This is a genomic window from Sphingomonas sp. GW821-FHT12D09 (assembly GCF_058807215.1).
In genome coordinates, this window is record NZ_JBXAQL010000001.1 from 1 (window position 1) to 23,014 (window position 23,014).

The 23,014-nt window shown below is 65.9% G+C and carries 26 protein-coding genes; 9 read left to right on the forward strand and 17 right to left on the reverse strand.

What is annotated here, in order from left to right; genetic code table 11:
• Positions 1–250 precede the first annotated feature (250 nt).
• Positions 251–451, forward strand: coding sequence for a hypothetical protein (locus tag AC1RPL_RS00005; RefSeq protein ID WP_493067209.1), 201 nt, complete (start codon positions 251–253; stop codon positions 449–451).
• Here AC1RPL_RS00005 and AC1RPL_RS00010 read toward each other — a convergent pair.
• Genes AC1RPL_RS00010 through AC1RPL_RS00020 form a run of 3 tightly spaced genes read right to left on the reverse strand, consistent with a single transcriptional unit; the run spans position 448 to position 4,602 of the window.
• The gene (locus AC1RPL_RS00010; RefSeq protein ID WP_493067210.1) at positions 448–1,977 is read right to left on the reverse strand and encodes a DHA2 family efflux MFS transporter permease subunit; all 1,530 of its coding nucleotides are present in this window, start codon (positions 1,975–1,977) and stop codon (positions 448–450) included. The genes AC1RPL_RS00005 and AC1RPL_RS00010 overlap by 4 nt on opposite strands.
• Positions 1,978–1,988: 11 nt before the next feature.
• Positions 1,989–3,140 carry an HlyD family secretion protein gene (locus AC1RPL_RS00015; protein ID WP_493067211.1) on the reverse strand — a complete coding sequence of 384 codons (1,152 nt, stop codon included), beginning with the start codon at positions 3,138–3,140 and terminating at the stop codon, positions 1,989–1,991.
• Positions 3,133–4,602, reverse strand: a complete 1,470-nt coding sequence (locus AC1RPL_RS00020) for an efflux transporter outer membrane subunit (protein WP_493067212.1) — start codon at positions 4,600–4,602, stop codon at positions 3,133–3,135. The genes AC1RPL_RS00015 and AC1RPL_RS00020 overlap by 8 nt, the downstream gene beginning before the upstream one ends.
• A 99-nt stretch (positions 4,603–4,701) precedes the next feature.
• Between AC1RPL_RS00020 and AC1RPL_RS00025 the strand changes: the two genes are divergently transcribed.
• A complete protein-coding gene (locus AC1RPL_RS00025) occupies positions 4,702–5,328 on the forward strand; it encodes a TetR/AcrR family transcriptional regulator (RefSeq protein ID WP_493067213.1) in 627 nt (208 codons plus the stop codon).
• Here the strand turns inward: AC1RPL_RS00025 and AC1RPL_RS00030 are convergent, their stop codons facing one another.
• From AC1RPL_RS00030 to AC1RPL_RS00050, 5 genes are all read right to left on the reverse strand, one after another.
• A complete protein-coding gene (locus AC1RPL_RS00030) occupies positions 5,329–6,519 on the reverse strand; it encodes a DUF2252 family protein (RefSeq protein ID WP_493067214.1) in 1,191 nt (396 codons plus the stop codon).
• A 106-nt stretch (positions 6,520–6,625) separates the two neighbouring features.
• A complete protein-coding gene (locus AC1RPL_RS00035; RefSeq protein ID WP_493067215.1) occupies positions 6,626–7,780 on the reverse strand; it encodes a hybrid sensor histidine kinase/response regulator in 1,155 nt (384 codons plus the stop codon).
• The gene (locus AC1RPL_RS00040) at positions 7,777–8,352 is read right to left on the reverse strand and encodes a chemotaxis protein CheB (RefSeq protein WP_493067216.1); all 576 of its coding nucleotides are present in this window, start codon (positions 8,350–8,352) and stop codon (positions 7,777–7,779) included. Before AC1RPL_RS00040 ends, AC1RPL_RS00035 begins: the two co-directional genes overlap by 4 nt.
• Entirely contained in the window at positions 8,349–9,173 is an 825-nt protein-coding gene (locus AC1RPL_RS00045) for a CheR family methyltransferase (RefSeq protein WP_493067217.1), read from the reverse strand. Before AC1RPL_RS00045 ends, AC1RPL_RS00040 begins: the two co-directional genes overlap by 4 nt.
• A 10-nt stretch (positions 9,174–9,183) precedes the next feature.
• The gene (locus AC1RPL_RS00050) at positions 9,184–12,573 is read right to left on the reverse strand and encodes a response regulator (RefSeq protein ID WP_493067218.1); all 3,390 of its coding nucleotides are present in this window, start codon (positions 12,571–12,573) and stop codon (positions 9,184–9,186) included.
• Between the two features lie 444 nt (positions 12,574–13,017).
• Between AC1RPL_RS00050 and AC1RPL_RS00055 the strand changes: the two genes are divergently transcribed.
• The 6 genes from AC1RPL_RS00055 (at position 13,018) to AC1RPL_RS00080 (ending at position 14,751) form a co-directional block, all read left to right on the forward strand.
• The gene (locus AC1RPL_RS00055) at positions 13,018–13,239 is read left to right on the forward strand and encodes a hypothetical protein (RefSeq protein WP_493067219.1); all 222 of its coding nucleotides are present in this window, start codon (positions 13,018–13,020) and stop codon (positions 13,237–13,239) included.
• A gap of 36 nt (positions 13,240–13,275) precedes the next feature.
• Positions 13,276–13,461 (forward strand): hypothetical protein, encoded by a 186-nt coding sequence (locus AC1RPL_RS00060; protein WP_493067220.1) that lies wholly within the window; start codon positions 13,276–13,278, stop codon positions 13,459–13,461.
• Entirely contained in the window at positions 13,454–13,609 is a 156-nt protein-coding gene (locus AC1RPL_RS00065; protein WP_493067221.1) for a hypothetical protein, read from the forward strand. Before AC1RPL_RS00060 ends, AC1RPL_RS00065 begins: the two co-directional genes overlap by 8 nt.
• Positions 13,610–13,670: 61 nt before the next feature.
• Positions 13,671–13,916 carry a hypothetical protein gene (locus tag AC1RPL_RS00070; protein ID WP_493067222.1) on the forward strand — a complete coding sequence of 82 codons (246 nt, stop codon included), beginning with the start codon at positions 13,671–13,673 and terminating at the stop codon, positions 13,914–13,916.
• A gap of 176 nt (positions 13,917–14,092) precedes the next feature.
• On the forward strand, positions 14,093–14,299 hold the full coding sequence (locus AC1RPL_RS00075; RefSeq protein WP_493067223.1) for a cold-shock protein: 207 nt from the start codon (positions 14,093–14,095) through the stop codon (positions 14,297–14,299).
• A 119-nt stretch (positions 14,300–14,418) separates the two neighbouring features.
• A complete protein-coding gene (locus AC1RPL_RS00080) occupies positions 14,419–14,751 on the forward strand; it encodes a DUF6481 family protein (RefSeq protein ID WP_493067224.1) in 333 nt (110 codons plus the stop codon).
• A gap of 3 nt (positions 14,752–14,754) precedes the next feature.
• On the opposite strand, the gene AC1RPL_RS00085 is transcribed toward AC1RPL_RS00080, so the two are convergent.
• Positions 14,755–14,964, reverse strand: a complete 210-nt coding sequence (locus AC1RPL_RS00085; RefSeq protein ID WP_493067225.1) for a hypothetical protein — start codon at positions 14,962–14,964, stop codon at positions 14,755–14,757.
• A 35-nt stretch (positions 14,965–14,999) separates the two neighbouring features.
• Positions 15,000–16,625 (reverse strand): chaperonin GroEL, encoded by a 1,626-nt coding sequence (gene groL, locus AC1RPL_RS00090; protein WP_493067226.1) that lies wholly within the window; start codon positions 16,623–16,625, stop codon positions 15,000–15,002.
• A 291-nt stretch (positions 16,626–16,916) separates the two neighbouring features.
• Here groL and AC1RPL_RS00095 point away from each other — a divergent pair, with 291 nt between their 5' ends.
• A complete protein-coding gene (locus tag AC1RPL_RS00095; RefSeq protein ID WP_493067227.1) occupies positions 16,917–17,045 on the forward strand; it encodes a hypothetical protein in 129 nt (42 codons plus the stop codon).
• 39 nt (positions 17,046–17,084) lie between these two features.
• Here AC1RPL_RS00095 and speD read toward each other — a convergent pair whose 3' ends face one another.
• From speD to AC1RPL_RS00130, 7 genes are read right to left on the reverse strand one after another with little or no spacing between them, the layout of a single operon-like run.
• Positions 17,085–17,522, reverse strand: a complete 438-nt coding sequence (speD, locus tag AC1RPL_RS00100; protein WP_493067228.1) for an adenosylmethionine decarboxylase — start codon at positions 17,520–17,522, stop codon at positions 17,085–17,087.
• Positions 17,519–19,129 (reverse strand): FAD-dependent oxidoreductase, encoded by a 1,611-nt coding sequence (locus tag AC1RPL_RS00105; RefSeq protein ID WP_493067229.1) that lies wholly within the window; start codon positions 19,127–19,129, stop codon positions 17,519–17,521. Before AC1RPL_RS00105 ends, speD begins: the two co-directional genes overlap by 4 nt.
• Positions 19,119–20,666 carry a polyamine aminopropyltransferase gene (locus AC1RPL_RS00110; RefSeq protein WP_493067230.1) on the reverse strand — a complete coding sequence of 516 codons (1,548 nt, stop codon included), beginning with the start codon at positions 20,664–20,666 and terminating at the stop codon, positions 19,119–19,121. The genes AC1RPL_RS00105 and AC1RPL_RS00110 overlap by 11 nt, the downstream gene beginning before the upstream one ends.
• Positions 20,659–20,871, reverse strand: a complete 213-nt coding sequence (locus AC1RPL_RS00115) for a DUF350 domain-containing protein (protein ID WP_493067231.1) — start codon at positions 20,869–20,871, stop codon at positions 20,659–20,661. Before AC1RPL_RS00115 ends, AC1RPL_RS00110 begins: the two co-directional genes overlap by 8 nt.
• Before the next feature lie 10 nt (positions 20,872–20,881).
• Positions 20,882–21,028 (reverse strand): hypothetical protein, encoded by a 147-nt coding sequence (locus AC1RPL_RS00120; protein WP_493067232.1) that lies wholly within the window; start codon positions 21,026–21,028, stop codon positions 20,882–20,884.
• On the reverse strand, positions 21,028–22,374 hold the full coding sequence (locus AC1RPL_RS00125; RefSeq protein WP_493067233.1) for a DUF4178 domain-containing protein: 1,347 nt from the start codon (positions 22,372–22,374) through the stop codon (positions 21,028–21,030). Before AC1RPL_RS00125 ends, AC1RPL_RS00120 begins: the two co-directional genes overlap by 1 nt.
• The gene (locus AC1RPL_RS00130; RefSeq protein ID WP_493067234.1) at positions 22,364–22,996 is read right to left on the reverse strand and encodes a DUF4178 domain-containing protein; all 633 of its coding nucleotides are present in this window, start codon (positions 22,994–22,996) and stop codon (positions 22,364–22,366) included. Before AC1RPL_RS00130 ends, AC1RPL_RS00125 begins: the two co-directional genes overlap by 11 nt.
• Positions 22,997–23,014: the final 18 nt, after the last annotated feature.

Genomic DNA, 23,014 nt, shown 5'->3' on the forward strand with positions numbered 1-23,014 from the left:
GATGCCCGCGCCAGCAAGAACGTCCGCCTCGGCATCGCCCTCGAAGGCGCCGCCGGCGAAAATACCCGCGAAGGAAAGGCATCCGTCCGGGTCAAGATCGGGTTCTAACGAACCTGTAACGCGGCGCGGGTATGGAATCCCTCTTTCCCCGCGCCGCGTTTTTCGGGGCCTGTCTTCAGGCTCCAAGATGTCCACAGATTATGCCGGGGATCATCTGGACAGGAAGGGGGGCTGATCGGTACCCGGCGCCATGCCAGTTATCGCCACCATCATGAATTCCACCACCGGCCAGCCCATCCAGAAGATGACCTTCGGGCGGATGCCAAAGCCATGGGCCTCCTTCACGCTCGAAAGCGGCGAGCTGGTGTCCGCGGACCGCGTCGATGTCGGCAAGCCGGCACCGGGGAAGGTCGTAGTGCCGGTCTCGGTCTGGGTGACGCCAAAGGGCTAGTGCGCAGCCCCCGGACCGACTGCCCGGCGCGGACGCGGGGTTAGCCAGATGATCATCGCCGCGCCGACGAAGACGACAGCCGAGACCAGGAAGATGTGGCTCGTCGCCAGTGCATAGGCTTCCTTATCGACCAGCTGGGCGATTACGCTGCGCGCCTGGTCGATCGAGAAGCCCTGCGCAGTCATCGCGTTGACCGTGCCGTCGCTGTTCAGCCGAGAAACGATCTCGCTGCGCGAGGCGCGGGCGCTGTCGTCCCATGCCGTGGTCGAGATCGAGGTGGCGATCGCGCCTGCCATCGTGCGCAGGAAGGCCATCACGCCCGCCGCGGACGCCGTTTCCTGCGGCTCGACCGAACCCAGCGCCAGCGTGGTCAGCGGGATGAAGAAGAACGGCATGCCGAAGCCCTGGAGCATCTGCGGAAAGGCAAGGCTCCAGAAATCGGCCTGGCTGTTCCAGTGGACGCGCAGCAGCGAGGTGAGGCCCAGCCAGAGGATGCCGAAGCAGACCAGCGCGCGCGGATCGACCTTCGAGCTGAGCTTGGCGACGATTGGCGACATGATCACCGCCGCCACGCCGGTGAAGGCAGTGGCATAGCCGGCATAGGTCGCAGTGTAGCCCATGCTCGTCTGCAGCCATTGTGGGATGATCACCGCAGACGAGAAGAAGGTCCCGAAGGCGAAGGAAAGGGATAGCACCGACACGGTGAACCCGCGGTGGCGGAACACCCGCAGGTCGACGATCGGCTGGCTGTCGGTGGCTTCCCAGGCGACGAAGGCCACGAAGCCGATCAGCGCGATCACGCCCAGCATCACGATCGTGCCGTCGTTGAACCAGTCATGCTCGCGGCCGAGATCCAGCATGATCTGCAGCGCGGCGATCCAAAGCAGCATCAGCATCAGGCCGACCCGGTCGACGCGCAGCTTGCTCGTCGGTGTCTCGACCTTGGAGAGCAGCCGCATCGCGCCGAACGCGCAGCCGGCGGCGACGGGGATGTTGATGAAGAAGATCCAGTGCCACGACCAGGAATCACTGATCGTGCCGCCCAGGATCGGGCCCAGGATCGGCGCGACGACGGTGGTCATCGCCCATACGCCCATCGCCTGGGCGCGCTGCTGGGGTGGGAAGATGCGCATCAGCAGGGTCTGGCTGAGCGGCATCAGCGGACCGCCGCACAGCCCCTGGCCGATACGGCAGGCGACGAGCATGCTGAGCGTGGACGACAGGCCGCACAGCACCGAGAAGACGCCGAAACCGATCATCCCGAAGGTGAAGGTGCGTACCGTACCAAAGCGCCCGGCGAGCCAGCCGGTGAGCGGCACGCAAACCGCCTCCGCTACGGCATAGGACGTGATGATCCACGTCCCCTGGCTCGACGAGATGCCGAGGCTGCCGCCGATATGCGGGACCGAGACGTTGGCGATCGTGGTGTCCAGCACGACCATGAAGTTGGTGAGCGCGAGCACCACGCCCGCGAGGATCAATGGCAGCCCGGCCAGGGGCGCCATTGTCTCGGTCTTGCCGTTCATCGGGCCGGTCCTCAGTTCTTCGAGACGTCGATCTCGGCGTCCATGGAAAGGCCGATGCGTAGCGGGTGGTCGGCAAGCTCCTTCGGATCGAGCGCGACGCGGACGGGCAGGCGCTGAACCACCTTGATCCAGTTGCCGGTCGCGTTTTGCGCGGGGATCAGCGCGAAGGACGATCCGGTGCCGCCCGACAGGCCGACGACCTTGCCGTGATATTCGACCTGGCCGCCATAAAGGTCGGACTTGAGCGTCACCGGCTGGCCGACCTTGACGCTGTTGAGCTGGCCTTCCTTGAAGTTCGCATCGACATAGAGTTGGGCAACGGGGACGATCAGCATCAGCTGCGTGCCCGGCGCTACGCGCTGGCCGACCTGGACATTGCGACGGGTGATGACACCGTCGACCGGCGCGCGGATCACGGTGCGCTGAAGATCGAGCTGCGCCTGCGCTACCTTGGCTTGGGCTGCTAGCACCTCGGGTGCGGAATTGGCGGTGGCGCCGCTGATCAGCGCGTTGTTCGCCGCGAGTTCGCCGCTGGCCGCGCCCTTGGTCGAGCTCGCCTGGGCAATACCGGCACGGGCCAGTTCCAGATTGGCCTTGGCCGAGGAGAAGGCATTGGTCGCCGAGGAGAGCTCCTCACCCGACACCGCGCCATTGGGGGCGAGGCGCTGGCGCCGGGCGAGGTCCACCCGCGCCTTCTCATAGTCCGCCTCGGCGGCTGTGAGCTGGGCACGGGCTCGGGAAATATCGGCGCTGCGGGCCTGGACCTGCGCGGCGAGGGCGACGCTGGTCGCGGACGCCTGGCCGAACTGGCGGCGCGCCTTGGCGAGTTCGGCCTCGGCCTGGGCAAGCGCGATCTTCGCGTCGCTGTCGTCGAGCTGGACGAGGACATCGCCCTTCTTCACCACATGGGTGTCGGACACTGCGACGCCGGCGACCTGAGCCGCGACCATCGGAGTCACGCTGGCGGTGTCGGCGCCGACATAGGCGTTGTCGGTGCTGATATAGTGGCTGCCGACCAGCGCGTACCAGCCGCCATAGCCGACACCGGCGATAAGCACGGCACCGGCGATACCAGTGAGCAGGCGCTTGCGCAGGCTGGACTTGGCGGGAGCGGCCTCGGCTTCGGCGTTCGCGATGTGGAGAGTGGGTTCGGCGTCAGCCATGGGTCGAGTCCTTGGTTGCGGCGGCAGCCGCAGAGTTGGTGGAAAAGCCTCCGCCGAGCGCGCGGACCAGCTGGACGTCGAGCGTGAAGGCCCGCGCCTGGAGGTCGGCAACGATCTGGCGGTTGAGGAGCACGCTCTGTTCGGCGCTCAGCACATTGAGGAAGGTCGACAGGCCGCCCTCATAGCGCTGGCGGGCGATCGAATAGGCGGCTTCGGAATCGGCGAGCGCCTGGCGGCTCTCGGCAAGACGGGTGACGAGCGCTTGTCTGCTGGTCACGGCATCGGCGACTTCGCGAAAGGCAGTGGTGACGGTGGCGTCATAGGTCGCGACCGCCTCGTCATAGCCGGCGCGTGCGCCCTTGTACTGGCCGGCAAGCGCGCCGCCGCGGAAGATCGGCAGGCTCACCGCCGGGCCGACCGAGCCATAGGTCGATCCGCCCTTGAACAGGTTGTCGAGGCCGAAGGCCTGGAAGCCGATCAGCGCGCTGATGTTGACCGAGGGGTAGAAGTCGGCGCGCGCCACCTTGATGCGGCTCGCGGCGGCCTCGACCCGGGCGCGGGCAGCGGCGATGTCGGGGCGGCGACCGATCAGGTCGGTGGTGACGCCGGCCGGAATCCCGTGCGCCTCGGTGGGGCCAGCGGGTAGGGTGATGGTCAGGCCGCGATCGGGACCCTTGCCGAGCAGCGCCGCGATGCGGTTGCGGGTGAGGCCGATCGCCTCGTCCGTGGCGGCGAGATCTGCGCGCGCTGCCGGCACGGCGGCAGCGGCCTGCTTCAGTTCGGCCTGGGTATCCAAGCCGTTGGCGACGCGGTCGCCGACCAGCTTCTGCGTCTGGGTGCGCAGCGCGAGCGCGCGGACTTGCACGGTGCGCTCGGCGGCGAGACGGGCAAGATCGGCATAGGCGCTGGCGATGTTGGTCGAAAGCACGAGGCGCGACTGCTCGAGTTCGATCCGCGCGGCCTCGGCATCCGAAGTGGCGGCGGCGAGCGAAGCGCGGTTCTTGCCCCACAGGTCGAGGTCGAAGCTCAGATTCGCGGCGACCTGGCCGCTGTCGTTCCAGCCCCTGGGCACGAAGGCGGCAGGGATGCCGTTATTGTAGCTCTGCTTGCCTTCGGTCGCGCCTGCCTGCACGCCCACCGAGGGGAGCAGCGCGGCGCCGGCCTGCTGGGCATAGCCCTGGGCCGAACGGAGGCGTGCGGCAGCAGCGGCGAGATCGGGCGAGTCGGCCAGGCCCTCGGCGATCAAGGTGCTGAGCTGCGCGTCGCCATAGCCGCTCCACCAGTCGGTAGCGGGCCAGCTCGCAGCGTCGGCGCGAGCGCCGAGCGACTGGTCGGCGGCATAGCTCGTCGCGGCGCGCACTTCGGGGCGGCTGCCTAGCTGCGGCACCGGCGCGCAGGCGGATAGAAGGGCGGTCCCGGCAGTGGCGGTAAGCAGCAGCGGGCGGAGAAAAAAGCGTGTCATGATTTAAATACCGTACTGTCTGGTACGGCGATCAAATGGGCGTGACCTGCATCTTGTCAAGCTGAAATCGTACCCTATAGTACGGTTATGGAAAAAATATTGGAGAAGGCGCCCGGCAAGCGCGAGGCGCGAAAGGAGGAACGGCGCGAGGCGATCCTGGCCATCGCCCGGCGCGTATTCCTTGATCAGGGCTATTCGGGCGCTTCGATGTCGGCGATCTCTGTTGAGCTGGGCGGCTCCAAGGGTACTTTGTGGAGCTATTTCCCTTCAAAGGAAGATCTGTTCGCTGCGGTGCTGGACGACGCTACCAAGGAATATCGCCAGCAACTCACCGACCTGCTCAAGCCCGGCGAGGACGTGCGCGCGACCGTGCTGCAATTCTGTCGCAGCTTCATCACCAAGATCACTTCGCCTGACGGGTTGCGCCTCCACCGGCTGGTGGCCGCGGAGATCAGCCGCTTTCCCGAGGTCGGCGCGATCTTCTACCGCCGCGCGCCGCTGCCCACGCAACAGCTGCTGACGACTTTCCTGGCGGGGGAGATGGAAGCGGGGACGCTGCGCCGCGATGATCCCCTGTCCGCTGCGCGGGCTCTCACTGGCCTGTGCATCGGTGTGCAGCAGCGCATGATGTGGGGACAGGAGATAACGGCGGAGGACCGCGATCTGGAGGCACGGCAGGCGGCTGATGTGTTCCTACGGGCCTTCGCGCCCGATCCGGAGCCCTAGTCAGTCCTGCGGCAGCGCGAACTTGCGGCAATGTTCCAGATAGCCTGCCTCGTGTGTCCCGGCGAGATCGACGATGCTGCGCCATAGCCAGGAGGGCGCGTCCAGCTCTCCTTTGCGGCGCGCGAGCAATGTCCGGCGCCAGTCCAAGCGTTGTTCGTCGGTCATCTGACGCGCATGTGCCACGCCCACCACAAAGGCCAGATAGGCAGCCGCGGCTACCGCTTCCTTGCGCGTGAACTGCTCGACTTCGATCTTGAGATCCTGGGGAGCGAGCTCGCGCATTACCACTGGCTTGTCGAGCAGCCGCGCCGCAATCATCCGTTCGCCGAGGTTCGGTGCCAGCGCCCTGGCGCCTTCCAGAACACATTGCGCGCGGCCTCGCGGCATCGCTGCGCCTTTCGCCACGGGTACCACCGACGGTCCTGCTTCCTTGATATCGACCAGCGCTAGATATTCCTTGTCGGAATCCTTCGCCGTAGCGCCCAACAACACTGCGTAGCGCAGCCTGCCGAGCGAACTGCAGCCCTTGCGCCAATAGGCGGCATCGACAACACGCAGGCGGCCCTTGCGCCCGAGACCGGCGAGTTCCATCGCGCGGGTCGCGATCTTCGGTTCCTCGAACAGGGCGTCGATGGCGGCCCGCTCATCGCGATCAAGCTTCCAGAATCGCTTGCCAATCGGGATGTTGGGCTCGACGTCCTGAATCCGCTCCTTGGCGAGATGACGCCATCGCCGGCCGGTTGCCATCCTGCGAACGGACCGCACCACATCGGGCTCCGCCGGATCATCGGACAGATCCGGCGTCATCGCACGCGCATAGCCATCAATCATCGCTTCGACCATGCGCGCCGTCGTGACTCCGGGCAGGTCGGAGCTTCGGGCCGCCGTCTCCAGCGAAAGGCCGAGCCGGATGAGGTCATGCGCGGGATTGCCGATCACTGTCTGATCGAGATCGCGTATCTGGATGTCGAGCTTGTGATCCGAGTCTGCCAGAGGGCCCAGATTACCGAGGTGGCAATCGCCGCAGATCCAGATGGCGGGGCCGTGCGGGATGTCATCCCAGACGGGCGATGCTTGCAACCATTCGTAGAATTTGGCGGTGTTGCCGCGGACGTAGGCGTGGACCGAGCGCGCCATTTTCAGCGCGCGCCGCTGGTCCAGCAGCTTTTTCCTTTCGGCGGGGACGCTCAACCTGGATTCCAGGAGAGGCAGCAAGGCTTGTAGAACATGTCCATTGCCGCGCTAACCAGTCGTGCGGTGACGATGTTCCGGCGCGCATGGCAATCGCCGCTGGCCGTCAGCTTTCGCTCGCCTCGCCGGTCAGCGGAATGCGCACGGTGAAGCGGCTTCCCTGGCCGGGGCCATCGCTGGCGACTTCGATGCTGCCCTGGTGCAGATCGACGAGCTGCCGGACGAGCGCCAGGCCAATGCCGAGCCCGCCTGCCGGTTGGTTGGGCTCGCCATCGACCTGGATGAAGATCTCGAAGATGCCGGCTTGCTTCGCAAGCGGGATTCCCACGCCATTGTCCTGCACCGCGATCTCGACATGCTCGCCCACTTGGCTCGCGCTGAGCGTGATGACGCCGCCGGGCGGGGTATAGCGCGCGGCATTGTTGAGCAGGTTCGCGACGATCTGGGACATGCGGGTATGGTCCGCCTCGAGCCAGACCGGCTCGTCGGGCACGTCCATCGTGAAGCTGTGGTCGGACGCGTCGATATTGGCCTGGCTCGCCTCTACCGCCGAACGCAGGATGGTCTCCAAATCGATCCGCTCCTTCTGGAGCGAGATCTTGCCTTCGCTGATCCGTGAGGCGTCGAGCAGATCGTCGACGAGACGTCGCAGATGCGCCAGCTGCCGCTCCATCCGTTCGCGGATATAGGGGGCCTGGTCGGTATCGGCGCGCTTCTTCAGCAGGTGCATGCCGGCATGGAGCGCGGCAACCGGGTTGCGCAATTCATGCGCGAGGATGGCGATGAACACGTCCTTGCGGCGATCCGCGGCCTTGAGTGCGCGCGCCGCCGCTTCCAACTCGTCGCGCTGGTCGGCGAGGAGCTGGCGCTGGCGGTACAGGTCGAAGAACACCTCGGCCTTGCTGCGCAGGATATCGGCCTCGATCGGCTTCTGGATGAAGTCGACCGCGCCAGCCTCATAGCCGCGGAAGCGGCGTTGCGCGTCAGCGGTGCCGGCGGTCACGAAGATGATCGGGATGTGCCGCGTGCGCTCGTTGCCGCGCATGAATTCGGCGAGCTCGAACCCGTTCATTCCCGGCATCTGTACATCGAGCAGCGCGAGCGCAACTTCGTGGCCGAGCAGCAGCTCCAGCGCCTCGTCGCCCGAGCGCGCCCTGAGGATCTCGAGATCCTCGCGCTTCAGCAGCGCTTCGAGCGACAGGAGGTTCTCCTCCAGATCGTCGACCAGCAGAAATTTTACCGGCTGGCTTGCGCTGGTCATGCGTCGATATCTTTCGTGAGGAACTCGGTGATCGCATCCAGCGTCAGGACGCGCGCCGAAGGGCAGGCCTCGATCGCCGCCAATGGCATGGCATCGGCATAGGCTGTTTCGGGCTCTTCGATAAGGGCAATGCCGCCGGCATCGCAAATCGCCTTCAGACCCGCGGCGCCATCGGCGTTCGCGCCGGTGAGGACGATGCCGACCAGCGCGTCGCCAAAGGCATCGGCCGCGCTTTCGAACAATACGTCGATCGAGGGGCGCGAATGGAGGACGAGCTCATCCGTCGACAGCGAGAGGTTCCCGTCGGTTTCGACGAGCAGGTGATAGTCCGGCGGGGCGAAATAGATGACGCCGGGAAGTGCGGGTTCCTTGTCCTCCGCCTCGCGCACCGCCATCCGGCACTTGGGCTGGAAGAGCGGCGCCAGGATATTGCTCCGGTCGGCGGGGATATGGACGACGATCAGGATGGGGAGGGGGTAATCGGCAGGAAGCTCGGGCAGGATGAGCGACAGCGCCTGGATCGCCCCGGCGGACGCGCCGATCACCACTGCGCGCGGCGGTACCCGGCTCATCCTTCGCGCCTCTGGTAGATCTTCTCGGCCCGGACGAAGTCCGCGAAGCTCTCGGCATGGCTCGAGAAGCGCAGATTCTCCTTGGAGCCGAGCCCCAGGAAGCCGCTGCGCACCAGCGAATCCCGGAACAGCCCGATCGCGCGGTCCTGCAGTTCGCGATTGAAGTAGATCAGCACGTTGCGGCACGAGATCAGGTGCATCTCGGCGAAGACAGCGTCGGTCACCAGGCTGTGGTCGGAGAAGACGACGCGTTCCCTCAGGCTCTTGTCGAACACCGCGCCGCCATAGGCAGTGGTGTAATAGTCGGAGAGCGACGACTTGCCGCCGGAGAGGCGGTGGTTCTCGGTGAAGGTCTTGATCCGGTCGAGCGCATAGATGCCGCGCGAGGCCGTCTCCAGCGCTTCCTGGCTGATGTCGGTCGCATAGAAGATCGTCCGATCCTCCAGCCCCTCCTCGCGGAACAAGATGGCGAGCGAATAGAGCTCCTCGCCGCCGCTGCACCCGGCGATCCAGATCTTCAGCGAGGGATAGGTGCGCAGGTGCGGGACAACCTTCTCGCGGATCGCGCGGAAATAGCTGGGGTCGCGAAACATCTCGCTGACCTGCACGGTGAGATAGGCGAGCAGCTTCGGCAGCATCGCCTCGTCATGGAGCAGTGCTTCCTGCATCGCGGAGATGTTGGGGAAGCCGAGCTGCTGGCGCGCCTGCCGCAGGCGCCTGCGGATAGAGGCCTGGGCATAATCGCGAAAGTCGTAATGATAGCGCCGGAAGAGCGCCTCCAGCAGCAGCCGGACCTCGATATCCTCGATGATGTCGGACAAATGCTGGATCCTAACGCGGCATCCAGACCCGGACGAGCGAAAGCAGCCTGTCCACGTCCAGAGGCTTGGCCATATAATCGTTGGCGCCCGCTTCGATGCAGCGTTCCTGATCGTCGGGCATCGCCTTGGCGGTCAGGGTGATTACCGGCAGCGTCTTCCAGCGCCCATCCTTGCGGATCTCGCGGGTTGCGGTCAGGCCGTCCATCACCGGCATCATCACGTCCATCAGCACGAGGTCGATCGCGGTGGCGCTATCGGCGCTGGATTTCTCCAGCATGTCCAGCGCCTCCTTGCCGTTGCGGGCGATCTCGACCACGGCGCCGCGCGGCTCGAGGATGTTGGTCAGCGAATAGACGTTCCGGACATCGTCCTCGACCACCAGGATGCGCCGACCCTCCAGGATGGCGTCGCGGTTGCGCGCCGTCTGGATCATCTTCTGGTGCTCGGGCGGCAGGTCGGTGACGACCTGGTGCAGGAACAGGGTGACTTCGTCGAGCAGCCGCTCGGGCGAGCGCGCGCCCTTGACGATGATCGAGTCCGAATAGCGCCGCAGCCGCTGCTCGTCGTCGGGGGACAGGTCGTGGCCGGTATAGACGATCACAGGCGGGAAGCTGTGCGCGCCGCCTTCATGCAGCGTCTCGAGCAAAGTGAAGCCCGAGGAATCGGGCAGCGTCAGGTCGAGCACCATGCAGTCGAACGTCTCGGTCTTGAGCAGCTCGAGGCATTCGGCGGCGGTGCCGACGCCGACCGTCTCGACTTCGCCCGAAGCGAGCAGCTTGGCGACGGCGTCGCGCTGTACCGCATCGTCCTCGACGATCAGCACGCGCCGCGCATTGGTCGAGAGCTTGGCCGCCAGCGCCTCCAGCACGCCCGAGAGTTCCTCGCGCTTCACCGGCTTCACCAGATAACCGATCGCGCCGAGCGAAAGTGCGGTGGCGCTATGGTCGGCGGCCGAGACGACATGGACCGGGATGTGCCGCGTCTGGATGTCGCGCTTGAGCCGGTCGAGCACGGCGAGGCCGGACTGGTCGGGCAGGCCGACGTCGAGCACGACGGCGCTCGGCTTGAACCGGCGGGCGAGGTCGAGTGCTTCCTCCGCGGTGCCCGCGATCAGGCACTGGAAGCCCATCTCGTGCGCCAGGTCGCGCACGATGCCGGCGAAATTGCTGTCGTCCTCGACGACGAGCAGGACGCGCTCGCCGGTGGTCAGCTTGTCGCGGTCGTCCGAGACCTTTCGCGCCGGGCGGGGCGTGCCGAGGCGCTTGGCCGGCACGGGCAGCGGTGCCGGCGCGGCACTGCTCGGTGCCGGCTCCTCGCGCGCGGCGACGAGCGCCGGGTCGTAGACTAGGGGGATCGTCAGCGTGAAGCGGCTGCCCTTGCCGGGGGTGCTCTCCAGCACGATGCCGCCACCGAGCAGGCGAGCAAGCTCGCGCGAGATGGACAGGCCTAGGCCCGTGCCGCCATATTTGCGGCTGATCGTCCCGTCCGCCTGGCGGAAGGCGTCGAAGATCTCGCGCTGCTGCTCCTCGGCGATGCCGATGCCGGAATCGATGACGGTGAGCGCGAGCCGGTCCGCGCCGGCCGGCGCGATCTCGAAGCGGACGCCGCCTTCCTCAGTGAACTTGAAGGCGTTGGACAGCAGGTTCTTGAGGATCTGGTCGAGCCGCTGGCGATCGGTGTCGATCGTCTCGGGCAGGTCGTCGGCAAGAACGATGTCGAAGTCCAGGCCACGCTCGCCGGCGATCGGCTCGAACAGCTGGCGCATGTCGGAAACGATGCGCTCCAGCCCGACCGCTTCGGGCCGCACCTGGACATGGCCCGCCTCGATCTTGGAGAGGTCGAGGATGTCGTTGATCAGCTGGAGCAGGTCGTTACCCGAGGACTGGATGGTCTGGGCATATTTGATCTGCTCGTCGCTCAGCGCGCCGTTCGGATTGTCGGCAAGCAGCTTGGACAGGATGAGCAGCGAATTGAGCGGCGTCCTCAGCTCATGCGACATGTTGGCGAGGAAGTCGGACTTGTAGCGACTCGCCTGTTCGAGCTCGCGCGCCTTCAGCTCGACCGAGGCGTTGGACTTGGTGAGGTCGTCGCGCTGCGCCTCCAGCTGCTGGGCCTGTTCCTCGAGCTGGGCATTGGTCTGCTCCATCTCGACTTGCTGCTGCTCGAGCCGGACCTGCTGCTCCTTGAGCGCATTGCCCTGCTCCTCCAGCTCCTCGTTCGAGACGCGCAGTTCCTCGCTCTGGACCTGCAGCTCTTCCGATTGGCGCTGCGTTTCCTCGAGCAGATTCTGCAGGTCGGTGCGGAAGCGCGCCGAACGCAGCGCCACGCCGATCGAGCCGGCGGCCTGTTCCAGGAAGGTCATCACGTCCGGGCCGATCGGCTGAAGGAAGCCAAGCTCGATCACGCCTTGAGCCGTGTCGTCGGCGATCGCCGGCGCGATGGTCAAATGGCGCGGCTTGTCCTGGCCCAGTGCCGAGCCGATGATGAGATAGCCGTCTGGAATGTCGCTCAGCACCGTAGCTTCGCGATCGGCGGCGACTTGCCCTAGCAGACCTTCTTTCAGCGAGAAGCGATCTGGGATCTTGGCGTCGCCCGGGACGCCTAATGCTGCGACGCGGCGGAAATGCCCGCCATCGCCGGCGAACAGCGCGCCGCCCTGCGCGCCGAGGAACTTGGTCAGGAAGCCGAGGATACTTTCGCCCAGCTCCTTGTCCGATTGCTCGCCGAGCATCGCGGTGGAAAGTCGTGCCTGGCCTGATTCCAGCCATTGCTGGCGCTCGCGTGCAGCGTTGGCACGGCGCAAGAGCAGGCCGACAATGAGAGTGAGCGTGACGCCGAGCAATGCGCTCAGGATGCCGGTGACCCAGGCTGTCTTGTACGCGCCCTCCATTTCGTCGCGGCGCTCCTGGCGCAGGCGCGCCTCTTCCTGCTGCATCAGGTCGAGCTGGGTGCGGATCGCGTCCATCTCTGCCTTGCCGCGGTCGCTGTTGACGATCTCGAGCGCGGCGGTCGCGCCGCCGCCACGGCGCAGATCGACGGTCTGCTTGAGTTCGGAGAGCTTCGCGTCGCTATGGCGGCGCAGCGTGACCAGCCGAGCCTGCTGCGAGCCATTGTCGCCGGTCAGCTTGCCGATATCGTCGAGCTTGCGGCCGACGCGTGCCACGGCGTCATTATACGGGCCGAGATACTGCTCGCGACCGGTGAGGAGGAAGCCGCGCTGGCCGGTCTCGGCGTCCTGTACGGTCGAAAGCAGTTCGTCGAGCGCGACGATCACGTCGTGCGAGTGCTGGATCCTGAGGGAGTCCGTGCGCAGGACATTGATGTTCTGGTACGCAACGGCACCGCTTATCACGAAGAAGAGGATGACGAGCGCAAGGCCAAGGCCGGCGCCAAGGTTCATGCCTGAGCGGGGGGCGCCTGCGTCACGTGCGTTCGATACTGTCATCAGTGCCCATCTTCCAGATTTTCGCTCGGGCACGGCTATCGGCGATTCACCAGCCAAATCAAGCTTATCCGAACCGTTCGAAGGATCTTCGACGGTCCGATGATCGCTTCCTGCCCCGGGCGTCGCCGAATGAACCCGATTTGGGGGCGCGCACTGGTAAATCCGCGCGGTCTTCCCATATCCCGCTTATCGCATCGTTTCGGTCACGAGCAGGGTGCGGCTGAGAGATGCGTGCGCTCCCGCTCTGACGGGGGAGCCCTGCGTGCTTCTATCATCCCAAAGCCATTCTGCGCCCGTTCTCCGTCTGGCGCCACGCGTGCCCGTGGAGCGTCTTCGGCGCGTCCTTTCGCTTTTTCCTTCTGAGATGTCGGAACTGCGCCAACCGCGCGAGGCTCTCCCTTGTCCCGCGCTCTGAACGTCGATGCCACCGTCGCCGATGTGATGGCGGTAGCGGCGAAGCACGGCGCGGCGATCAGCGCGATCGAGCCGCTTCTGCCGCGCGGGACGCGCGTCGTGTTCATGAACGCTGCCGATACGGTGCTCGTAGCGCGCGCCTATGGCTCCCGCGTTCTCACTGGCGCGGTTACGCGCGAGCCATGGCAACAGCAGCGGATCAACTGAGCCTTTGCCGTCGTCGACTCCAAGCAAGGAAACGTCATGCAACCGAGATTCGATCCAGAGGTCCGACCGGTCGCCGAGGACCCGGCGGAGGCGATGGCCACCTATGGCATCCAGCGCATCCCAGTCGATTACTTCCACTGGCACGGCTTCCGCTACAGCGCGCTCAACGATGCGATCGCGGCGGCTAGGCGTGCGCAACGCGTGGGCGTCGCCGATGGCTAATCTGCTTCATGCGCTGTTCGGCACGCACCTTCCGGATCCGGCGCATACTCGCTGGGTGCAGGGCCATTTCGCCAGTGTCTGCATCCGGTGCCGGCGCGACATGGTGCAGATACCAGGCCTGCCATGGCGTGCGGGCAAGGCCGACTAGTAAAGACGATCAGGCTGGCCCGCCGGCGCCTGCTGTCACCCATCTCGCAAAGGAATTTTCGATGAAGCCCACCGCCAGCATGTGCCATGCGCAGGAAGCGCGGCAGCATCTTCTCGCCGAGAATGCCGTGCTGCCCAATGTGAAGCAAATCGCAACGCTGGCTGCTTTTGCCTGGGCCAAGGAGGGGATTCTGGCTGAAAAGCGAGAAGCTCGAGTGTTGCACCAGAGAACGGCGCCCGGCGGGGAGGATCGCGGTTTCAGCGAAAACCCCGATCGCGGTCATGCCGAGGCGGCGGCGCACGCATAGGCGGACCCTCCATCTACGCGGCCGTATTGATTATTGCGGCGGCGTACCCATATCCGACTCGCTATCGTCGCCTGCGACGGAAACCGACGCTTCCGGGCCGACTCTTCCCTTTCACGCTTCCTGGCTCCGTGTGCACCTGCGCGCGGACACTTCCATGTTCGCGAAAGGAACATCCCATGCCGATCGGCACAGTCAAATTCTTCAATATCGACAAGGGCTATGGCTTTATTTCTCCCGAAGGCGGGGGCAATGACAGCTTCGTCCACATCAGCGCGGTCGAGCGCGCCGGCATGACGACGCTGCAGGCCGATCAGCGTATCTCCTATGAGATCGAGAACGACCAGCGCGGCAAGTCGTCGGCGGTGAACCTTCAGGCTGCCTGAGCCAGGCGCCATATCGCGGGGAGGATGCGGCGAAATCGCATCCTCCTCGTTATAGGTACTCGCTTCCAGGGTGAATGCCGCCCTATAAGACCTCGACACTTCCCGGAGCTTCTGACGACATGACAGCCTATCGTGCGCCCGATTTCAACGAGCGTATCGCTCTTTCGCGCCAGACCAAGCAGAAGGCGCTCGAGCGCCTCCGCGCCAAGCCCGCGCCAAGCGAAGCCGAACTGGCCGAAGCCAAGGCAGCGCGGTTGAAGCGCGAAGAGGAGCAGGCAGCCGAGCGCGCCCAGCGTGCCGCGGAGCAGAAGAACGCGCGCGCCGAGGAGCGCAAGCTGGCGGCCGAAGCCGCAGCCCGCGCCGCCGAGGCGGCCAACGTCCCCGAAAAGACCGAGGCTGAGAAGAAGGCCGAGCGCGACGCGCGTTACGCCGCGCGCAAGAGCCGCAAATAACCGCTATTTGGTGGCGATCTCGTTGGTTTCGGCGCGGAACTGCTCGCGGACGAATGTCTTGGCGGCGGTCTGGGTCTTGAACACGTCTTCCAGTACTTCGCTCGTGACGATCGGATAGCTCTGCGAATTGTAGCGCGTCGTGCGCACGGTCACGCGGAACACGCCCTCCTCATCCTTGGAGACGAGATAGGGACGGAGGGGGACTCTGGACATTGCGATACTCCTGGAAGGGATGGGATTGGTGAGGGTTAGAAGCCGCCCGCCGGCGCCATCTCGGGCGTGGCTGGCGAGGTGTCAGTGAATTCCACGATGGCGACTTCGGTGGTGAGCAGCAGGCCCGCTACCGAAGCGGCATCCTGCAGCCCCGATCGCACGACGAGCGCGGGGTCGATCACCCCGGCCTGAACCAGATTCTCGTAGCGCCCGGCCTGGGCGTTGAAGCCGATATCCTCGTCACCGCCGTCAAGCAGCCTGCTCGCGACCACGCCGCCGTCCAGGCCGGCATTCTCGACGATCTGGCGCAGCGGCGCCGAGAGCGCCTTGCGGATGATGTCGATGCCGCGGCTCTGGCCGTCATTGGCGCCGCGCATGCCCTCGAGCCGGCGGGAAGCATAAAGCAGCGCGGTGCCGCCTCCGGGCAGGATGCCTTCCTCCGCCGCCGCGCGCGTCGCGTGGAGCGCGTCGTCGAGCCGGTCCTTGCGCTCGCGCATCTCGACTTCAGTCGAGGCGCCGACGCGGATGACCGCGACACCGCCAGCCAGCTTGCTCATCCGATCCTGGAGCTGCTGCTGGTCATGCTCGCTGTCGCTAAGGTCTATTTGCGCCTTGAGTGTCGCCACCCGCGCGGCGATCGCCGCTGCATCGCCCGCACCATCGACGATCAGCGTGTCGTTCCGGTCGATCGTCACCCGCCGGGCGCTGCCGAGCATGTCGAGCGTCACGCCCTCCAGCCGCATGCCGAGATCGGGCGATACGACCACACCCCCGGTGAGGATCGCGATATCCTCAAGCATCGCCTTTCGGTGATCGCCGAAGCCCGGCGCCTTGACCGCCGCGATCTTCAAGCTGCCGCGCAGCCGGTTGACGACGAGCGTGGCAAGCGCCTCGCCCTCCACCTCTTCGGCGACGATCAGCATGGGGCGGCCCGATTGCGCAACTGCCTCCAGGAGCGGAAGCAATGCGCGCAGGTCCGACAATTTCTTCTCGTGGATCAGGACGTACGGATCCTGCAGTTCTGCCGTCATCCGGGCTTCGTCTGTGACGAAATAGGGGCTGAGATAACCGCGCTCGAACTGCATGCCATCGACGATATCGAGCTCGAAGTCGGTGCCGCGCGCGTCTTCGACCGAGATCACACCTTCCTTGCCAACCTTCTCCATGGCCGCGGCAATCATGTTGCCGATCTCTGCATCGCCATTGGCGGCGAGGATCCCGACCTGTGCGATCTCCTCGGTACCGGATACCGGCCGCGCCCGCGCCTTCAGCGCCTCCACCACATGGGCCACGGCGATATCGATGCCGCGCTTGAGCTCCACGGGGCTAACCCCGGCCGAGATCGATTTCATCCCCTCGCGGGCGATCGCCTGGGCGAGCACCGTGGCGGTGGTGGTGCCGTCGCCAGCATGGTCCTGCGTCCGCGATGCTACGCTGCGCACCATCTGGGCGCCCATATTCTCGTAGCGATCCCTAAGCTCGATCGCCTTGGCGACGGTGACGCCGTCCTTGGTGATGTGCGGCGCGCCATAGCCCTTGTCGAGGACGACGTTGCGCCCCTTCGGCCCCAGCGTCATGCGCACCGCATTGGCGAGCTTGTCGACGCCGCGCATGATGCCGTCTCGCGCGTCGCGCGAGAACTGGATGTCCTTGACTGTCATGGATCGGCCGTTTCGGTCGCTGGGTCGCGACGGAGTGTCGCTTTCACAACCGGAGGCCAGCGCCGCCACATGCGAATTGGCCAGCCGCGAAGCGGCCTGCCGATGAATAGCATGTGGGCTTTGCAGGGGTACATGGCAAGGGCGGCAGGCCTCCAACGGCCCTGTTCCTCGCAAATCTTCGCGGGCGATTGCGCTGGTGCGGGCCGCTACAACGGCCTAGGCCCGGAATGCTGCTCCAATCCGGGTCAGAGCGTTGGCCCTCGGGCTCGAACGTCAAGGAGGAGCAAGCCGATGGCCAAGGGTCAGCAAAAGGGCAACAAGGAAGCCCGCAAGCCAAAAAAGGCCGGACCGCCGAAGCAGAACGCGGCCAACCAGTCGACCAAGGAATCGCCGGTTCCCAATCTGGTGAAGCGCGTCTGACCCGACGGCGCGGCGGGCTCGCTCCGTCGCGCTTGACCTTCAGGCGCTCGCGCGAAAGCTGCTCGTCAGGCGCTGATCGGAGACCCCCGCGGGAGACGAGTCCGTGCCGACAGCCAGGTGGACATCGCCTGTGGTCTGTTCGCCGAAGTATCGCTCGACAACCGAACAGCGCACTATTTCGCCGGCCAGGCCGGCCACAATCGCCTCCAGCCCAGCGTCGAGATCATTCTCACGCCCGCACATGAAGATATCGACGCAGGCGGTGCCATATTCGGGCCAGGTGTGGATCGAGATATGCGATTCCGCGAGCAGGGCCACGCCGGTCACGCCCTGACCGGGTCCGAAACTGTGGAGCCGAACCTCGAGCAGTGTCGCCCCCGCGGCCGCCGCAGCTGCGACCAGGCATGCTTCGACGTAAACCGAGTCCGTGAGCCGCGTGGCGCTGCGGAGATCCGCGATGAGATGGTGTCCGGTCACAACAGGCTTTCATGGGCGTGATCGAGCAGCGCCATCGCGTGTTCGGCTGCACGTACGCCGTGATAATGGGCTTCCTCGAACAGCGACAGGCCGCTCAGGTCCGAATGGGCGAGAAATAACGGCGGCTCGGGCAGCAGCGCCTCGGCGCGCCAGAGGAAGCCCGGCGTCGGGCGGATCATCGCATGACCCCAGCGCCACAGCTCGATGCCACGAATCGCGTCGTCCAGCTCGGGATGCATCGCCAGCAGGTCGTCGCGCACCATGCGCTTCCAGTCATCGGCCGAGCGCTCGATGAGCAGCCGGCGCGCGACCACCGGCTCCATATCCGACAGCGGCAGGTACCAGGTGAGCACCGTACCTGCAGCGATCGCATCGGGGCCCTGGTGCGTCGCGACGACATAGCCGAGCGAATTGCTCGTGCTCGACACATTGTCCCAGGCGAGCGGAACGCCGCGGCCCTGCGGCAGGCGGTCCAGCGTGATGTTGGCGATCAGCCAGGGCGCATAGCTGAACTCCTTCGCGCTGCCGATCGCGGGACATACCCGCGCCGCGACAAAATGCGGCATCGCCAGGATCGCGGCGCGCGCGCGGGTGCGGACGGTCTGGTTCGCGGCGACGTCGAAGCTGTCGACGAGCACGCTTTCCCCCTCACGCGAGACGCGGTGGACGATGTGGCCGGGGGCGATGCGATCCGGGAAGAAGCCGGCGAGGCCGCGAACCAGGCGCCCATTGCCCTCTGGCCAGGTCAGCTCATTCTCGCCCGCGCCATTCGCCGCCCAGCCGCGGCGACCGGCGAAATAATGGATGCCGGCCCAGGCGGAGACGTGTTGCGGCTCGGTGCCGTAATCGTCGCGCATTGCGTACCGCACATGCGCGCGCAGCACCGGCGAGTGCCAGCGTTGCAAATCAAGCCAATGTGCGAAGTCGAGGCCATCGAGCGCAGCGAAGGAGGCGTCGCGCGAGCTATAGGCCATAGGCACTGCGAAGGCCGGCTTGCCGTCGCTGCCCACCATCCTGGAATAGGCAGCCATCGTCCTTTCGAAGGCTGCCAGGTCGGCGCGATCCTGGGCGCTGATCCCAGTGCGCGGGATCAGTCCTTCCTGCCAGCGCCCCTGCCAGAACAGCCGTTCCTGCATGTCGGCACAAAGCTGTTCGGGATCATAGACCGGTGCGCCATCGCTATCGCCGATGATCATGCCGAGCTGGCGCAGCAGGTGCTGGAGCGCCTTCGCTTCCTTGTTCGCCACCGGCAGGTAATGCGCGCCGAGCGGATAGGCGGAGACGGCGTTGCGCCCATTGCGGGCATTGCCCCCGACTTGGTCTTCCAGCTCAAGCAGTTTGAAGCGGGTGAAGCCGGCATCCTGCAGCCGCCATCCGGCCGAAAGCCCGGCGACGCCACCGCCGGCGATGACGAGATCGACGTCCTCGAACCGGCTCGGCTCGGGAAAGCCGCCGTCGCGCAGCCGGTGCCCGCGCGCCAGGTCCGCCCCGCCAAGCGCTCCCGGCGGTAGCGGCGCCTCGCGCTCCAGCGCATAGGCCAGCCCGCCGCCCGCCGCGGCGACCGCTGCCGCGCCCAGGCCGAGCAGCGTGCGCCGGTCAGCCTTCATATTTGCTCCACGCGTCGGCGAATTCGCGGACGAGCACCTGGTTGTCGAGTCGGTTCACAGGTGCCGGACGCCGAGCCATGTCGGGCGGAAAATCGAAGAGCTGCCGGTCACCGGCGGGAGTCAGGAAGCGTCCGCCAGGCAGGATGCGCGCCTGGTCGGGGATCGAGCCGGCGGAAGCGAGGACGAAGCCCCATTCGCCGAAGCTCGGCACATAGACATGATAGCCCCGCGTCTGCAGCCCTGCTGCCTCGAGGGTGGAGGCGACGGTCCAATACGCCATCGGTGCGATGAGCGGGGAGGTGCTCTGCACCACCATCGCCCCGCCCGGGGCGATCAGCTTGCGCACCGCCCGGTAGAAGGTCTCGGTATAGAGCTTGCCGACCGAGTAATCGACCGGATCGGGGAAATCGACGATGATCGCGTCATAATGCCGGGCCTTGCTCGCCCCGGCCTCCCGCGCCCATCGGAAACCGTCGGCGTTGACCAGCGTCATCCGCTTGTCGGTCAGCGATCCCTTGTTGAGATCGGTCAGCATCGCGGTTTTCGAAAAGAGCCCGGTCATCTCGTCGTCGAGATCGACCAGGGTGAGGTGCTGCACCTCGGGATGCTTGAGCACTTCGCGCGCCGCCAGCCCGTCGCCACCGCCCAGGATCAGCACGTTGCGCGGGTTCGCGACGCGGCCGAGCACCGGATGCACCAGCGCCTCATGATAGCGATATTCATCGCGCGACGAGAATTGCAGATTGCCGTTGAGGTAGAGGCGCAGGTCGTCGTCGCGGCGGGTGAGCACGATCCGCTGGTACTTGGTGCTCACCGCATAGATCACCGGTTCGCCATAGCTCGCGACCTCGGCCCAGCGCTGCAGCCGGTCCGATGCGACGAAGCCGGCGCCCAGGCCAAGCAGCACGAGCAGCGCGGTGATCTTCTCCATCCGATATCCCGCGGCGCGGGGCAGGGTGAGCAGCACCGCCAGCGCGACGGCGGCGTTGAGGATGCCGAACAGGAAGCCGGTGCGGATCATGCCGAGATGCGGCATCAGCAGCAGCGGGAAGAGCAGGCTGGCGACCAGTGCGCCGACATAGTCGAAGGTCAGGACGTTCGACACGGTCTCGCGGAAATCGAAGACGCGCAGGATACGGATTAGCAGCGGGATCTCGAGCCCGACCAGGAAGCCGATCGCGAGTACCACCCCGTAGAGCGCCACGCGGAAATGCTCGACCAGCGGGAACAGCACGAACAACGTCGCCGCCGATGCGCCGCCGAGAACCGCGATCAGCAGCTCCACGCGGATGAACAGCCTGAGCTCGTCGCGATGCACATAGCGCGAGCACCAGCTCCCGACGCCCATCGCGAACAGATAGGTACCGATCACGGTGGAGAATTGAGTGACGCTGTCGCCGAGCAGATAGCTGGCCAGGGTGCTGGCGAGCAGTTCGTAGATCAGCCCGCAGGTCGATACGATGAAGGCAGAGGCAAGCAGCGCGGCGGCGGGTGCCGACGCGCGAGGTTTCGGCGCGGCGGGGTCTCCTTCAGCCATGAATGGCGGCGGCGACGATGATCGCCAACCCGATCGCGACCGCGCCCGAGAAGATGGCGACGGCGATATTCTGGTTCTCGCGAATCTCCTGCCACAGCTTTCCCGGCGTCAGCAGATCGAGCACGACGAAGCCGATCACGAACACGATGATACCGAGGAACGCGTAGAGCAGGGTGGCGAGAAGCGCCGGAAGCGTGGTGACCATGTTCGTCTCCCTATTTGTGGTGGGGGCCGTAGAAGCCGTAATGTGCGCGCGCGCCGCCGCCTTCGGCGAAGGGCGACCAGGCGAAGATGCCGGTAAAGATGAACAGGGCGATCACGCCGAGGCACCAGAGCCCGTAGATAAAGCTGCGCGTGCTCATCAGTCATCGTCTCCCTGGGGCGCGAAATCGCTTTCGCCCCGGCGTGCCTTTTCGAAGCTGAGGTGCAGGCTGAGGGCGATCAGCCACGGGCCGGCGAGCAGGATCAGCGCGATCAGGATGTTAGAGCCGAACAGCGTGCCATGGCGCACCTCCACCTCGACCTTGGGCGCATTGGCCTGGTCCATCCAGCCGCCACCCGAATCGGCGGAATAGGGGTAGGTGGAGGAATAGCTCGACGCGCCGGTCCAGCGATTGCCCTTGTACTCGACGACCAGGTCGTAGGTGCCGGCCGGCACGCTGGCGATCGAGATGTCGGAGTTGCGCGAACCTTCGTTCCAGGGGCCGTCGGAATCGCTGCCCGAATAGCGTTCGGCCGCGCCATAGGCTTCGTAAACGCGCTGGGTCTTGCGGTCGACCAGGCTGTATTCGAGGTCGACCCAGCCATTTTCGAGGCGCGGCACGTCGGCGCGGATCTCGACGCGCTGATAGCCACCGCCGAAGGTGATCGGGCCCAGCGTCGCCGTCTGCTCCCGCCCGTCCGAAGCCACTGCCAGCGTGCCCGCCGCCGACCAGCCGGAGCCGCCGAAGAGGAGCGCGAAGACGAGCAGGAAGGCGAGCGCCGCGCCGCCGATCTTGGCTCCCGTCATCAGCCATCCGCCCCAGGGCGAAGGCTGGTGCGGCAGGGGCGGCCAGACGGTGCCCGACGCCGGAACGCCGAACGCCTTGACGATCTCCTTTTCAGGCACCCATTCGTTGAGCGTCCAGCTGATCTCGCGGCCGTCCTCCTCGCGCGAAAGCATGGCGCCGGGGCGTACCCAGTCGCCTGTCTTCACCTGCTCGCCCACCTTGACGCGCCAGTAGAACTCGCCGAGCACGTCATCGACCTGCGCTTCGCCGGCGAAGAAGCGGGTGTAATAGCCGGCGTCGAGTTGGAAGGTGTCGTAGGTGGACCATGCGGGCGTGCGGGTCAGCATCGTGCCGAAGCTCCAGCCGCCGCGCACGTTCACCAGCCAGCGATAGCCATGATAGGGATTGAAGAGGAGGTACTCCTCCCATCCATAATAGCCATTCTCGGAGCGCCGCAGCCAGCCGATCACTTCCCATTCGACGCCGCGCAGCGTGCCGCGCGTGCCCAGCGGGATGTCGAGCGCGGTGTTCGCCTCGGTATATTGAGTGACCAGCTTCACCTGCGGATCGGTGACGTCGAGGATCGAGCCGCAATATTGGCAGGCGACATGGACGGTATAGCCAGCGGCGCGCAGCTCTACCGTGCCGCCACACCCCGGGCAGGCGAGCGCGCGCGCCGCGGGGACGGGCGCATCGGAACGGGGGAGATCAGGCTGCATAGTCGGGCAGGGCCCATCCCTCGATCGTGCGAAGTCCCCGCGGCGCGAGCGCGTCAAGTGTCACGTAGCGGCCTTCGTAGAAACTGGTTTCGCCGCGGTCGCGCTGCAGGTTTGCGCATTCATCACCGGTCCCGCGCAGGTCGACGCTATAGATCCGCCAGCCTGCCGGCGCGGTGAAGGGCAGTTCGCCCTCGGCCGCGACGCAGAACACGTCACGCGCGTCGGAGATCGTCAGCTTGCGGCCATCCAGCTGTACCTCGGCTCCCACCACCGCTTCGCCTCCGTTCGCCACCGTCCGCAGCGCCTTGGTCCGTACGCCGTCGAACGGCCGCTCCCACAGCAGCATGAACTGCCCCATCGCCTCGCCCAGCCAGGCATTGCTGTTGTCGTCGAACAGCAACAACCACTCGTTCCAGGCGCCGTCGTTCCAGCTCCAGCGAACGCGGCCGATGACTTCGAAACCCTTCTCCTCGAAGCGTCCCCGCATGCCGATCTGCACCGGGCTCACGTCGAAGGGCAGCACCGCCGCCTTGCCGACCTGGGTGAGCCCGGAGTCGCTGCGCACCAGCATCGAGTGGCAATAGTCGCACACCCGGCTCGGCAGTGCGGGCGAGCGGAACACGACGTCGGCGCCGCAATT